This window comes from Sediminitomix flava, assembly GCF_003149185.1.
Lineage (GTDB): Bacteria > Bacteroidota > Bacteroidia > Cytophagales > Flammeovirgaceae > Sediminitomix > Sediminitomix flava.
Window position 1 is genome coordinate 1 of record NZ_QGDO01000012.1, and the last position, 14676, is coordinate 14676.

The 14676-nt window shown below is 36.6% G+C and carries 9 protein-coding genes; 5 read left to right on the forward strand and 4 right to left on the reverse strand.

Annotated elements, in window-relative coordinates:
- The first annotated feature begins 282 nt into the window (after window positions 1–282).
- Both BC781_RS24730 and BC781_RS24735 read left to right on the forward strand, forming a co-directional pair.
- Window positions 283–870, forward strand: coding sequence for a porin family protein (locus BC781_RS24730; protein ID WP_109623125.1), 588 nt, complete (start codon window positions 283–285; stop codon window positions 868–870).
- A 310-nt stretch (window positions 871–1180) separates the two neighbouring features.
- Complete coding sequence (locus BC781_RS24735; RefSeq protein ID WP_109623127.1) at window positions 1181–3031, forward strand: AMP-dependent synthetase/ligase; 1851 nt, start codon at window positions 1181–1183, stop codon at window positions 3029–3031.
- Window positions 3032–3123: 92 nt separating this feature from the next.
- Here the strand turns inward: BC781_RS24735 and BC781_RS24740 are convergent, their stop codons facing one another.
- Window positions 3124–5706, reverse strand: coding sequence for a CHRD domain-containing protein (locus BC781_RS24740; RefSeq protein WP_109623129.1), 2583 nt, complete (start codon window positions 5704–5706; stop codon window positions 3124–3126).
- Between the two features lie 267 nt (window positions 5707–5973).
- Entirely contained in the window at window positions 5974–6624 is a 651-nt protein-coding gene (locus tag BC781_RS24745) for a pyridoxamine 5'-phosphate oxidase family protein (RefSeq protein WP_109623131.1), read from the reverse strand.
- Between the two features lie 106 nt (window positions 6625–6730).
- On the opposite strand from BC781_RS24745, the gene BC781_RS24750 reads away from it, so the two are divergent.
- From BC781_RS24750 to BC781_RS24760, 3 genes are all read left to right on the forward strand, one after another.
- Window positions 6731–8197 (forward strand): aminotransferase-like domain-containing protein, encoded by a 1467-nt coding sequence (locus tag BC781_RS24750; protein ID WP_109623133.1) that lies wholly within the window; start codon window positions 6731–6733, stop codon window positions 8195–8197.
- A gap of 252 nt (window positions 8198–8449) precedes the next feature.
- On the forward strand, window positions 8450–9121 hold the full coding sequence (locus BC781_RS24755) for a hypothetical protein (protein ID WP_109623135.1): 672 nt from the start codon (window positions 8450–8452) through the stop codon (window positions 9119–9121).
- A gap of 13 nt (window positions 9122–9134) precedes the next feature.
- Window positions 9135–10706: a hypothetical protein gene (locus BC781_RS24760; protein WP_146201780.1), complete on the forward strand. Its 1572-nt coding sequence runs from the start codon at window positions 9135–9137 to the stop codon at window positions 10704–10706.
- Between the two features lie 84 nt (window positions 10707–10790).
- Here the strand turns inward: BC781_RS24760 and BC781_RS24765 are convergent, their stop codons facing one another.
- On the reverse strand, window positions 10791–12458 hold the full coding sequence (locus BC781_RS24765) for a CHRD domain-containing protein (protein WP_109623139.1): 1668 nt from the start codon (window positions 12456–12458) through the stop codon (window positions 10791–10793).
- A 196-nt stretch (window positions 12459–12654) separates the two neighbouring features.
- Complete coding sequence (locus tag BC781_RS24770; RefSeq protein WP_109623141.1) at window positions 12655–14544, reverse strand: helix-turn-helix domain-containing protein; 1890 nt, start codon at window positions 14542–14544, stop codon at window positions 12655–12657.
- Window positions 14545–14676: the final 132 nt, after the last annotated feature.

Here is a 14676-nt window from a genome sequence, read left to right on the forward strand (position 1 = left end):
GTTAAGCCCTACCGCGCCGATGGTACTGCCGTAACAGGTGGGAGAGTAGGTCATTGCCAACCTTATTAAGGTAGCAAATGCTTTAGCAATAGCTACAAACAAAAGCTCAGTTAACACATGATGTTAGCTGAGCTTTTTTGTTTTATCTATGGTAATTTTTTCTATTACTCTCAGTTAATCAGTTACTTGTTTTAGGCTATTCTTAAATATTGAGGAATATTTGAAGCATAAAGAAAAGCATCTTTTTATTTTGGACGAATATTAACCCCAAGATATGAATTCATGAGAGCCTTATTTATTTTCATCACAATCAGTATTTTATCTTTATCCACTTCTTTTGCTCAGAGTCAAGTTTCAGATTTTGATTTCGGCTTTAAAGGAGGTCTCAACTTATCAAGAGAATCGAACTCTGTAGGAAATTCAAAGTTAGGAGTGAACCTCGGAGCTTATGCTGCTTACCCTTTAACTAACAATTTATTTGTACAAGCAGAAATGATGTATGCAAGCCAAGGTGAGCGTTATAAGACTGAGGGTATCGTTTTCAAAGACAAACTTAATTATCTACATTTTCCAGTAATGGCTAAGTATTATGTAGCTGATGGATTGAATTTGCAGTTTGGTCCACAGTTAGGTTTTATGTTAGTCGGAAAACAAAAAGTTGGAGATACTGTTACTAAAGCTAACGATAAATTTAATACAGTAGATTTTGCTTTTAACTTTGGAGCAGGTTATGAACTTGACAATGGTTTAGGATTTGAAGTGAGGTATTCGTTAGGGGTGACTGGAATTAAATCTTCAGATATAGATCCTAATCAAAAAAATAGAGTAACACAGTTTATGCTTACTTATAAATTGTCAGAGTTATTTTAATTATTCTAGTATTAGAATATGAATATTTCCTACTGTAATGAGCTGTTATGGTAGGAAATTTCTTTTTTATATCTTCGTGACACATTTTCGATAAGATAAGAATAGCATTTTAATAAGCATTACTTATACTAAGTACAACGACCAACAGTAAAAAGACTACTTATTTCACGACCATGTAAAAATATAAAGTGTCTATTTTACAAATTTAATATAACAATGCTTAAAAAGTTCAATGCTATTCCTTATATTATAAAAACATACATAGATAAATAAGTCAGTTAGTATACAGATTATCAGAGAACAACTCGTCATGCAACAACCAACTCGTTTATTTGATTTTCTTCATTACCAGAAAGAAAATTGTCCACAAGAAAAAGCCTTTGGGCACAAGTATAAAGGTGAATGGGTTCATTTTTCAACAGATGAAGCTATTGAAATTGCCAACAAAGTCAGTCGAGGGCTGATCAAGATGGGGGTAAAAGCAGGAGATAAAGTAGGGCTTGTAATTTACCAAAATAGACCTGAATGGGTTTTTATGGATATGGGAATATCACAAATTGGAGCGATCAATGTTCCGATGTACCCAACCATTAGCTCATCTGACTATAATTATATTTTGAATGATGCCGAAGTATCGTATTGTTTTGTCGGTAGAGATGATTTATATGACAAAGTAGCTGCGGTAAAAGACCAAGTGCCATCATTGAAAGAAATCTATACGTTTGATGAGCAAGAAGGACGTAAATTCTGGAAAGAGATTTTTTCAGATGAAGGTCAAGAAGAGGTAGAGCAAAGAATGGCTGCAGTTAAGGAAGAAGACTTAGCTACTTTGATCTATACTTCGGGAACTACAGGTCTTCCTAAAGGGGTAATGCTTTCGCATAAAAACATCGCATCAAATGCTTTGTCGGTAAAAGAAATTCCACCTTTAGCAGAAGGAAAAAGAATTTTGAGTTTCTTACCTCTTTGCCACATTTTTGAGCGTACTTGTACTTATTTCAGTATCGTTTTAGGTCTGAATATTACTTATACAAGTACAGATAACCTTGGTGGAGAAGATGGTGATATTCGTGCAGTACGTCCGCACTTCTTTACAACTGTACCACGTCTTTTGGAAAAAGTCTATGAAAAGATTTATAACAAAGGATTAGAGTTAGGTGGAATTAAAAGAGGTTTATTCTTCTGGGCATTGCGTTTGACAGAAGATTATGAGATTGGAAAAGAATATACAGGTCTTGCCAAGATCAAAAGAAATATAGCCGACAAGTTAATCTTCAGTAAATGGAGAGAGGCATTGGGTGGTGAAGTTCTTGGAATTTTGTCTGGAGCAGCTCCTCTGCCAGCTAAAATTGCTCAAGTATTTAATGCTGCAGGAATTATGGTGAGAGAGGGATATGGATTGACAGAAACTTCTCCAGGACTTACTATAGGTCTATTTAATGAACAAGGAGCTAGACTTGGATCAATTGGACCTGCTATTAGAGGTGTTGAAGTCGCTATTGATGAAGATCCTCAGAATTATGGAGCTGGTGAAGGTGAAGTTATTGCTACAGGTCCAAACATTATGATGGGCTATTACAATAGAGAAGATGCGACCAATGAAGTTATTTTTGAAAAAGATGGCAAACGTTGGTTCCGTACAGGAGATATCGGGAAGTTAGTAGATGGACCTAATGGTCAGAAGTTCTTGAAAATTACAGACCGTAAGAAAGAGCTTTTGAAAACTTCTGGAGGTAAATATGTAGCTCCTGCACCTATTGAGAGTAAGTTTAAAGAAGACTTCAATGTAGAGCAAATGATGGTTGTTGGTGAAGGTAAAAAATTCGTTTCAGCCTTGATTGTTCCGAATGAAGAAGCACTACATGCTTGGTGTAATCATAAGCATGTTCCATTCAACTCATTGGAAGAAGCAATAAAACATCCGAAGGTAATCGATAAATACCAAAGAATTGTAGATGGCTTGAACCCTCAATTCAGTAAGATTGAACAAGTGAAAAAATTTGTATTGATCTCTGAACAATGGGAAGCTGAAAAAGCAGATGGTTCTGAAGCAGAACTTACACCTACAATGAAAATGAAGCGTCGTGTAATTCGTAAGAAGTACAAAGATGTCATTGATGGTATTTATGGTGTAACAGAAGAGCAAGAGCAACAAGCTTAGTATTTTCTTCGTGAAATCATAAAATGGAAAAAGCACGACTCTTTAGTAAAGACCTAAAGAGCGTGCTTTTCTTTCTTTATAAACTAGTTTGTTTATCTGCCTTCTTCGTAGGAACTACTATCACCTCCTGTATCGTTGTCGGCACTATCTTCTCCATCGCTAGAGTCATCCTCACTATCATCGTCTTCATCACCATCGGCAGTATCATCACCGTCAGTGTCTCCGTTATCATCGGAATCGTCATCTCCATTTTCACCTACATCCATAATTTGTCCTCTTAATAAACCATCGGGAAGTAGAGAGCTAAATACAGCTATGTAAGAAGATGCTTCTGTAATGATGATTGAAGTTTCGGGTTCAAGTTCTAATGCACCACTCACACTAAGTCCTGTACTGTCGGAAGTAAATGTACTATCGGGTGAAAGGTCTAAAACAAGATCACCTGTTTCTCCTGTAATTCCTTCATAAATACCCGCCGAACTAAGTGTGTCATCCGTTTGAAGATCAAGTACGCTGAGATCATAGTATAGTGTATGATCGTCTGTGAGTCTGAGAATAGCTGTACCTGTTTCACTTCGTCCACTTACCGAAGGAATCACCTCTTCTGTAGTCAGTGCAATATCTTCTGCGTAGGTGATTTCAACATCTAGTTGTCCTCTTAATAAACCCGATTCAGCTTCTGAAGAATGTACATTGATATAATATGAACCATCCATGAGTGAGTCGGCTTGCTCTTTAGTGAGTTCTAACGTATTCTCAAAGAAACCATTTTCATCGAAGGTCATAGAATCTCCATCTACCAATGTGATAAATATTCCACCATTTTCAATCGGATTACCAAAATGAATATGTGCATTGGTCAATATATCTGATGAAGAGAGATCATTGACTTGAATTTCGTATTTCAGTGTATTTCCATACTGAAGGTAAAGTGTTGCAGTACCACTTTCCATACGATCAGCTACTGCAGGAACTTGGAAAGAAGGTGAAATTTCTACATCCCAAGACATGATAATTTGAGGAATGATCTCAGAGTTTTCATTGATTTGTCCACGTACGAGACCATCAGGTAATTGAGAACTGCTTACTTGGATATAACTAGACCCATGCTTGATGGTTTCTAAGATCTCAGTATCATCTACTTGGACTTTACTGCAAAGAACTCCTTCTTCATTGAATGTACTATCCATTGTCAGATCAACTAGTAAATCACCAGTTTCATCAGACATACCTGCATAAATTCCTGCAATGGTGAGCGTATCTCCAGATGCCAAATTATCTACAGTAAGTTTTGTATAAATCGCATTACTTTTAGCAATTCTGAAAACAGCATCTCCTGTTTCTGTTCTGCTCCCGACACTATCAATTACTTGTTCGTAACTCATCGGAATATCGGCAGCAAGTACGATTTCTTCGTCAATTTGCCCTCTGACAAGTCCCGATTCAGCCTCCATACTGTGTACATTAATGTATAAGGCATCATTCATGAGTGACTTGGCTTCCTCTTTAGTGAGTTGAATGGTATCTTCAAAAATACCTTCTTCATCAAACATTGAAATACTATCATTTGCAACGAGCGTGATAACGACCTCTCCATTTTGGACAGGACTACCACTATGAATATGTGCAACCGTAAGTTGATCTGAACCACTGAGGTCGTCTACGGATAGCTTGTAAGCTAAGGTATAATCATTGAAGAGTGTGAGTTCGGCAGAGCCTGTTTCTTCTCTATCTGTAAGGGCAGGAACTTGCATTTGGGCAGAAAGAAGAACATCAAGCTCAAAGATGGCTTCTTGTGGAATAGAAGAAATATTACCATCAATTTGTCCTCTCATTAGTCCATCAGGATAAGTTGATGAAGTAACGTTGATATATGCAGCCACATTTTTAATGCTATTGGCAACATCTTCTTCCAAGTCAATTACACTGATAAGAGACTGACTACTATCAAATGCCGATTCGGCAGTGAGGTCGACTAAAGTATCTCCAACTTCGCCTTCTGCACCTTCATTTATTGTAGCTGTCATTAAAGTATCGGGGCTTGAAAGGTCTGATACTTCAATCTTTGTATAGAGTTTATTTTCTACTGTCAAACGAAGGTAAGCTTCTCCTGTTTCAGTAAGATCTTCAATGGCTGGAACCTGATTGGCTGGTAAAAGTTCTACATCTGCGGCTGAAGCAATTTTTTCATCTACTTGTCCACGTAGTAATCCATCGGGCTCTTCTTCAGATGAAATAGAGATGTAGTAAGCTTCGTTTTGGAGATTATTCGCTTCTGCTTCGGTAAGCTGAAGAGTGTCAATGATATTCGCATCTTTATCGAAAAGTAAACTATCACCGTCTACTAAGGCAATAAACTCTTCTCCATTTTCAACAGGGTTTCCTGCATTGATTTGTGCAGAAGTCAGACTATCGGTATCAGCTAGTCCTGTCACGGAAATTTCGTAAGCTAGTCGGAAGTCTGTGAGTAATGTCAGTTTAGCTGATGCAGTTTCATCCCGATCTGAAATACCTGGGATGAGCATTTGAGGACTGAGAGAAATTGTCCATTCTTGAAGTACATCAGAAGCTTCGGATTGGTTGGCAACAACAGCATCGTCTTCGTCTTTTTCACAGGACACACCTATCCCACAACACACAATGAGAAGTGTGATCCTAAAGATCCATTTTTTCATAGTTGTTTTTTAAGGTTACTAGTAGTGAATGATATCGCTGTAGCAAAGTTTGTTTTTCTTAAGCCAGAGTGAGCCACAGCAAAAATGAAAGAAGTAGCAGCTGTTACTTACAATTCTCTCTACAATTATTTATGTCAAATAGTTGCTGAAATAGTACAATTTTCGAATTTATTCATCAAGAATATTTCAAAATAGCCTTAGAATCAGAATATTTTATGGATAAAGTGTGATGTAAGTTTAGTCTAAAAAAGAATATTCAAATTGGGTTTATCTGCAGTTTTTCAATTCCATATGTTGTACCGATTTAGGGATTGGGCTTTCTACACCTTCATCGGTAATCGCGTGTTGATAACTTTCTGAAATTGGAAGAACACCAGCCCAAATTGGAAGTTCATAGTCTTCTTTTTCATCTGAAGGCATTCCAGCTCGACTTTTTGAGACAAAATATTCTGCCTCAAAAGCTAAAATAAATGTTGCTTTCAGTTCATTTTCGGATGGTTCTCTGACTTCTTCCCATCTCCCTTTAAGCATTTGATCTGAAATAGCTTTTAATGCGATGACTTTTTCTTCGGGATCGGAGATAACCTCAACTTTTCCTGTAACCACAACAGATCTGTAATTGAGCGAGTGATGGTAAGCTGAACGTGCTAAAACCAATCCATCCAAAATTGAGACCGTCATAGAGGCAATGCCTTTTTCCAAAATTCCATTTATCATACCATTTTTGATGGCTCCATGGATATAGATTTTCTTTCCGATTCTTCCGTAAGCTGTAGGAAGAACGACAGGGATTCCTTCTCTTTCGCTAGAAAGGTAGCCGACAAAATGAGCATCAAGAATTTCACTTACTTTTTCCCATGAATGATCTGAGAGATGTCCGCCTCTTTTTACTCGATGAATTTGTTCGAGATTTTTCATTTTGCTATCAGTTTTAAGAGTTTGTGTGATTTGTATTTCTTTTTACAAAGGTGTTAATTGATTGGATTATTAAACTATACCAAAAATCAATTAGTAAGTATACCAGATGTTACCCTTCAGTAATTTGATTCAGATTGATAGAGAAAGTTCAGAGGTTGTCTACAGACAGATTTACAGACAATTTATTCAATTGATAAAAGACGGCGTTTTGCAGGCAGGTACAAAACTTCCTTCTACAAGAGAATTAGCAAAATCTTTGAAGGTAAACAGGATGACTTTAATGTTGGCATTGGATGAGTTGGAAAGTCAAGATTGGGTAGAATCGAAGGCTAGAAAAGGGATTTTTATTTCTTCAAGTCTTCCAATGAATAGAGCCGTAGCACTAGGGGAAAGTGAAAGAGAAAAAAGTAAAACGACAGGATTTCAGATTCCAGAGCAGATATATTTTCGTCAGCATCAGCCGCAACCTTATTTGAGAAAATTGGATGAAGGTTTACCCGATGTCAGATTAGCCCCTTTGAAAGAGTTAGGTCAAAACTATAAACAGATTTTGGGAAGTGCTTCTCATCAGAAATTATTGAGTTATGGTTCAGCACTTGGCGATGATTTACTGAGAGAAGAATTAGTGAAATTTCTGAATGATAGCAGAGGCTTACATACTTCTTATGAACAGTTGGCAATTGTAAGGGGAAGTCAAATGGCACTTCGGATGTTAAGTGAAATGTTGATTAGAACAGGAGATAAAATAGCTGTGGGGGAAAGTAATTACATAGGCGCAGATGCTACTTTTCTTCGAGCTGGGGCAGACTTGGTGCGTATTCCTGTAGATCAAGATGGTGTGGTAGTAGAGAAGTTAGCCGATATTTGTCAAAAGGAAAAAATAAGAGGAATTTACCTAACACCTCATCATCATCATCCGACAACAGTGACCTTAAGTGCGGAAAGAAGAATACAGTTGTTGTCAATAGCAGAACAATATGGCCTATTCATTTTGGAAGACGACTATGATTATGATTTCCATTACAGCAGAAGCCCGTATTTACCATTGGCAAGTATAGATCAACAAGGACATGTTATTTACATAGGGAGTTTTACAAAAATGTTGGCACCCAATTTTAGAGTTGGTTTTATATCAGCACCTTCTGATTTGGTAAAATTGATAGAACAAGAACGAATATTGTCAGACCGACAAGGGGATTTTGTTTTGGAAAGAAGTATCGCTCATTTACTCAGAGATGGAGTCATTCATCAGCATTTGCGTAAAGTATTGAAAGTTTATCAAAATAGAAGAGATACCATGTCTGAACTTTTGAATGATAAACTTTCTTCTGTGGTAGAATTTGAAATACCCAAAGGGGGAATGGCTATTTGGGGCGAATTTGATCAGGAAATAGACTTAGCCAAAGTGTCTGATATTCTGCTTAAAAAACATGCACTACTAATTCCTGATTTTAAGCAATACAATACTTTTAATCTGTTGAACTCACAGGGTATTCGTTTTGGTTTTGCCTCTCAAAAAGAGGAAGAAATGAATGAAATCATAGGGATTATGAGTAATCACTTTGAGGTATAGTCAAATGGTTTTTAGTACCCATTTTGGGGTATTGTTTAACAGATATGATGCATTTCATTTATAGTGTTTGTATTCATTAATAAAAAGAGGTTAACTTGCGCTAATACTTAAATTATGATAGGGACTTATTAAATATAAGGTCTCATAATCAATTTTTTTCAACTACAAATTGAATTACTCAACGTTAAACTATTATTTATAATCGTAAGGAGACAAATGAATTTAAAACCAAAAAACTTACTATTACTTCTAATGTGTATACTTCCTTTTTTTGCGACAGCACAAGAAGATACAGGGATAGAAGTTTCACAAGTTGAAGAGAAAATTCAAGAAGGGGCCTTTTCAAAATTTGCCATAGGATTTAGTGGAGGAACTACAGGTGCAGGTTTTGACATCTCTACAAATTTGACCAAGCACCTTCAGCTATCAGTGGAAGGAAATTTATTTCAACTAATGAATATTCAACATGAAGCGGATATTGAGGGAGAGCCTTTTACGATAGATGCTTCTGTTGACCTTCAAGCCTTTGATGCTAAAATTGCCTTTTTACCATTTGCCGGAAGTTCTTTCAAGTTAGTAGGTGGTTTTGGGTATTTTAAAAATGATGTAACTATTGTAGGAATCTACGAAGAAGACGTTGCGTTAGGAGAAATCAATGTAGACCCAGGTCAGTTGACAGTTAGGTCAACTTGGAAGGTAACAGCACCATATATGGGAATCGGTTTTGGTCGTCCAGTACCCAAAAGAAGAATCGGTTTTGGTTTGGATATGGGGGCTTATTATGTAGGTAGTCCAGATGCAAGATTGACAGGTACAAACTTGGTCGAAGCAATGAATAGTCAAGAAGAGCAGCTCAGAGAAAACCTTTCGGGGTATGAGTGGTTTCCTGTCATCAAATTCAGATTAGCTGTAAGACTTAACTAAAAACTGAAACAAAATGAAAAAGATATTATATACATTTACTCATATGTTATTGGGGTTGTTTACCTTAATAGCATGTACGAATCCAGTCGAGGATATTAATTTGGCATTAAGTTCTAACCTTTTTAGTCAAACAATTGTCATTCAAGCAGTAGATGCTTCTGGTCAAGAAAACTTGCTAGGTTCTAATACGCTAGAGGTTGAAGTACTTGATCCAAATGATTATATCTACAATCAGTTAGGAGAGAAGGATTTCTCAATGGAGGCAGGCTTCTTGACGCTTTTTGTAGACCCTAATGTTGACATGGAAGAAATTAACTTCAAAGTAAAGATTAGTGGGGAGAACTATTTGACAACTATTGTTCCTGTTCAGGTTACTTCAGGACAAACAATGAAGAGCGTCAAAGTGAACATTGTGAATATTGACCCCGCTAAGACGGCTGAGGGAGTCAGCGTAGAAATAGGAGATTATTCTTTGAGTAATAGTATTACAACTGAGGAGATTTCTGTAAAGGCAGAAAGCGACGATACTTCAAGTGATGCTGCTACAACAGTAAGCATACCTTCAGGAACAACTTTCAGAGACAAAGATGGACAATCTATTCAAGGTGGTACAGTTCAAGCACAAGTGGTAAACTTTGATACTACTGACCCTGAAGCTTTAGCAATGTTCCCTGGAAACCTTAAGGCTGTAGATATAAAAAATGAAGATGGAAGTGAAGAAGAAGCTGTTCTATATTCAGCAGGCTTTACTTCTATTGATATGTTTGTAGGCGGAACTGAAGTAAAAGAGTTTACTAAAGATATTGATGTTACAATTTCTATTGATGAAAGTGTAGTGAGCCCAAATACAGGAATGCCTTTTAAAGTGGGCGATGAAATTCCTGTATGGACATCAGAAGAAGGTGAAGGATGGGAACGCCATGCAACAGGAACAGTTGAAAGTGTGGATGGTAAGCTTGCTGTAGTATTTAAAACAAATCACTTATCATGGTATACTTTGGCTTATGCAAAGAGTTCTTGTAAGTATGGTTATGTAAAAATGGTCAATACAGGTGATGATGCACATAAAAAAGTATGGATTTCAATACAAGATACACTAACAGGCGAGTATATAGTTGATGATATTGCAGCGATAGGTGCTAAAGGTTTGAGCTCTTTCGGATATGGAAGCACAACATGGAAAATAACTGTGTATAGTGGTCAAAATAAAAATACGGATGTATTATTCGAAAGCTTTGTTCCTGTAGCTTGCACTCCTGTTACTATAGATCTTACAGAACAGATGAAAGAAGCTCATGAACCAGATGTGGTAATCGATGTAAAAGGTTACTGTGGTTCAACACTAATTGTTCCTTCTGGGCCATTGTTCATGCAAGATCCATCAAATGATAATGAGTGGAAATTGATGGGCTATGTAGAAAACGGAAAAATTGATCTGTATGGTGTTACTGTTGGCGAAACGTATACTTTTGGTGTAATTATCAATGGTAGTATTAATGAGATGAATATTACATTGGATTCAAAAGAAATCATTTATGATGACTATGTAATTGACGACGAAGTTTGCAATGAACTCCCAATTTAGCAGTCATATTTCTTAGTCAGAAAGAGAGGCACAAACAGGTTTTTACCCCCGTTTGTGCCTTTTATATTTTAAGTTACTTATTTTTTACTCAAAAATATTTTCATCATTTCGAACTGCTCGATTTTCATCGATTTGATCTCTTAGAAGACCATCAGCTTGTTCTACACTGTGAATATTGATGTAAGTATCATCTTCTTTGAGTTGGGTAGCAACTTCATCAGATAGTTCTTCAACTCCTGTCAGACTATTATTTTCATCAAAAGCATTGTCACCGCTTAAGAAATCGAAAATCACATCGCCTGTTGCTCCTGCTGCACCAGCATGAATGTGTGCCATCGTTAAGCTATCACTTTCAGCTAAGTCATTCACTGACATATCGAAATACAATTCATTATCTTCTGTCAGTCGAACAATTGCTGTACCAGTTTCATCACGTCCTTCAATAGGTGGAACTTGATTAGCTGGAGATAAATCTAGATCTGCAGCAAGATCAATTACTTCATCTACTTGTCCACGAAGCAATCCAGATTCTTGTTGAGTAGAATGAATATTTACATACAAGGCATCATCATTTCTGAGAGCATCAGCTTGTTCTTGAGTCAGCTGAACAATTTGGTTGATCGAATTAGAATCACCAAAAACAAGGTCTTCACCATCAGCTAAAGTGATAAATACATCCCCATTTTCTACCGGGTTTCCTGCATGAATATGTGCTACTGTAAGTTCATCACCTTCGGTAAGGTCATTTACTACAAGTGTATATACAAGTTGATTGTCACTTAAAAGGATAAGAGAAGCAGTACCAGACTCAGGTCTATCTGCTAAGCTAGGAACTTGTAAACGAGGAGAAAGTGCAACTTCCCATTCTCTTTCAATTTCAGGAATAAGAATTCTACTTTCATCGATTTGTCCTCTTAATAGACCATCAGATTCATTTTGAGAGCTTACTAATACATAGCTTTCTCCAAGTTCAATGGTTTCAATAGCATCTTGGTCATTGACTTCAACACTTCCTTCTAAAGTTCCGTTTTCGAAGTTACCAACCAAATCAACGAGTACAGTACCATTCGCACCCGCCATTCCTTCGTGAATATCAACTTTAGTGATCATATCAGATCTATCTAAATCTGGTACATTCACTAGGTAATAAAGGTTATTTTCGTTTGTGATACGAAGGGATGCAGTACCTGTTTCGGTTCTGCCAGTAACAGGAGGAACTACTTGATCTGTTGTGAGTTCAATGTCAGAAGCAAAGATAATTGTTTCATTCAATTGTCCTCTAAGAAGTCCGTTAGGGTTATTTTCAGATGCAATAAGAAGGTAAGCTTCTCCTAAAACAGCATCAGCTTGTACTTCTGTGAGTTGAATACTACCCATATAATCGTTTTGGGCATTGAATTGCATACTGTTATCATTGACAATGACCACGATAGAATCACCATTCATAGTTGGATCGCCAATATTAATTTGTGCAGTAGTAAGACGGTCGCCGTTATCTACAGCAGCATTAGCGAGTGTGTATTCTAATGTATTATCATCAAATAAGGTGAGGCGAGCTTGCCCGATAGCGGTACGGTTAGTAATTCCAGGAATTAAAAAGCGAGGAGATACGGCAATGTTCCATTCTTGGACAATACCTGGAGGTGTAGAACCTCCTCCATCTCCAACATCGGTTCTATCATCATCATCACAGGCAGAAGCAATGTACAAGAATGACAGTAAGACTGAAAGTCTTAGTATCCATCTTTTCATAGTAAGTTAATTAGGGTTGATTTCGATCTTTGTTTTAGCTTTAGTAGTCTGTCTTCTCAGATAGGTTTTAGCCTTAAGAAATTAGATTACTTCTACCACGATACATCCTTAAGAAAGAAATAGTTGCTGCCCTTTATTAAATTCTTACTATAATTTTAGCATCCATTTGAATTGTCCATTTAAGGTCTAAAGAGTCTTATCCAGCTTTTTGTTGAAAGTACTGACTCGGGGTAGCTCCAACTAGTTTTTTGAATGCTCGATTGAAAGCCGTCTTAGAGTTAAATCCAACATTATAAGCATGTGCTAAGAAGGTAAACTCTTGTTTTGTGTCTTTTGAAACTTCTTCAATGAATGCATCAATTCGGTATTGATTAATAAAGTCATGAAAGTTTTTCTGAAAGCCATCATTGATCACTCTTGAGAGGTCATTTGTACTACAGTTCATGTCTTTGGCAAGGTCAGTGAGATTCAAACGAGGGTTTTTGTACAAGGTTTTATCCGTCATCTGAATTTCTAATAATTTCTTGAGTTGTAAGTCGATTTCAGAAAGAATAGCATCTCCTTTTTTACTTTCTACAGAACTTGATAGAGACTTATTGGAAAGGTTCAGATGAACTTCTGGAATGTATAAAATCTCAGCTTGATTCATTGCATAATACCCCATGACAAAAGACACAAATGCAATAGTAAGCCATAGCGTATCTATTAAAAATTCTTTGATGTGTAGTGCTTCGTAGGATAACAAGTAGGCGATCCCAACTGAAAAATATAAAACTGTCCAAATAATTAAGCAAACAACATAAACATTCATGATACCTGAGAGGTAGTTTAGTTTATGTTCCTCAGAAAGATAATCGTAGCTCTTTTCAGATTGTTTGGCGAGTATTTTTTTGCTTGCATACCAATAGTAGAAATTAAAAATAAGCCCTATACCTCCCGAAAAAGTGAAAAGTATGTCTAAATCTTTATTCATCACATAAAGAATAAGGTCTGAATTACTCATAGACCAAAGTGGTATGTAGCAGATCAGTTGAATACAGAATGGAATGAAATGTAAGCCTGTCTTTTGCCACGTTTTTTCTTTAAAACTAAGTTTGTAAATGTAAGTGTAGAAAAGAGGACCGTATAGGAAAAGAATAAATTCGGGTACTAAATATAGCTTTGGAAAAACTTGAAAGATATCTCTGTAAAACATTGCAACTCGAGCAATGAGTACTAAAGAAATACTTAGGATTAGGAGTGCAAGGTATTTATTGGCAGATCGGTTATTATTCTGAATACCAAAAATAGAGATGATAAGCATTAAGCCTTGGAAGGAACTAAGCAATAACAACAGCATATATGGAGTCATAGTTTTTCCTGAGAGGTCTTCCCATGAACTGATCTTAATTTCATGTCTCCAATCATCTTTGGTCACATCAAACTTTCGATTACTGATTGCGCGTCCATTTTCTCTACCTTCTACCGAATCCCATGAACCTCTAGTAATTTTGAAATCAAATTTCTCAACACCAAAAGGCAGTTTGAGATAGTAATGTCCGTCATCGTCTCTATTGAATTTATATTCGGGGTTGTGTGTACTCCAATTGTTAAAATCGGCAGCTAAAAAAAGTGAAGCATCGAAGGGGGTTTCTTCAGGAATATCGGTAATGACAATAAGGACGTGTTTTCCAATTTCTCGGACTTGGTCTTGCCAAGATTGAATTTCAATATCTATGGGGCTTGTATAATAGGGTTCGTAAAATCTGTTTGGACGAATATCTCCGATGGTATTTCCTTCAACATTTTTCCAATCACCTCTAGTAAACTTGTATTGGAAAGGCTGATCAGTTTTGGGGATTTCTATATAATATTGACCGTTTTCATCCTTCTGAAGTTGGTATTTTTCGTCTTGTGTCAGCCAATTATTTAGAGAGCTAACAAGGTAAATTTGACTGCTGTCAGGTGTGGACTCGGGGATACTTGTGAGCTGAAAACGAATGGTTTCATATTGGGCATAGGCTAGATTATGAGATAAAATCTCACAAAAAAGAATGCAAAAAATGCCTATCCATTTGAATTGGTTTTTTAGAGCTAAGTTTTTCATTTTCAAGTATGATAGTCGTAAAAAGGTATTCTGAGCTTGCGATATCGCGTGAGTGTAGTACCAGTATTGTAAAGTCTAGCCTTAATTTAAAACCAATTATGAATAAGTCCATATTTTTATTGTACTTTTTAC

Excerpts from the sequence above, each read along its gene's own strand:
- BC781_RS24765 (WP_109623139.1), bottom strand. The coding sequence starts at position 12,458 with ATGAAAAGATGGATACTAAGACTTTCAGTCTTACTGTCATTCTTGTAC.
- BC781_RS24750 (WP_109623133.1), top strand. The coding sequence starts at position 6,731 with ATGTTACCCTTCAGTAATTTGATTCAGATTGATAGAGAAAGTTCAGAG.
- BC781_RS24735 (WP_109623127.1), top strand. The coding sequence starts at position 1,181 with ATGCAACAACCAACTCGTTTATTTGATTTTCTTCATTACCAGAAAGAA.
- BC781_RS24770 (WP_109623141.1), bottom strand. The coding sequence starts at position 14,544 with ATGAAAAACTTAGCTCTAAAAAACCAATTCAAATGGATAGGCATTTTT.
- BC781_RS24740 (WP_109623129.1), bottom strand. The coding sequence starts at position 5,706 with ATGAAAAAATGGATCTTTAGGATCACACTTCTCATTGTGTGTTGTGGG.
- BC781_RS24745 (WP_109623131.1), bottom strand. The coding sequence starts at position 6,624 with ATGAAAAATCTCGAACAAATTCATCGAGTAAAAAGAGGCGGACATCTC.
- BC781_RS24730 (WP_109623125.1), top strand. The coding sequence starts at position 283 with ATGAGAGCCTTATTTATTTTCATCACAATCAGTATTTTATCTTTATCC.
- BC781_RS24755 (WP_109623135.1), top strand. The coding sequence starts at position 8,450 with ATGTGTATACTTCCTTTTTTTGCGACAGCACAAGAAGATACAGGGATA.
- BC781_RS24760 (WP_146201780.1), top strand. The coding sequence starts at position 9,135 with ATGAAAAAGATATTATATACATTTACTCATATGTTATTGGGGTTGTTT.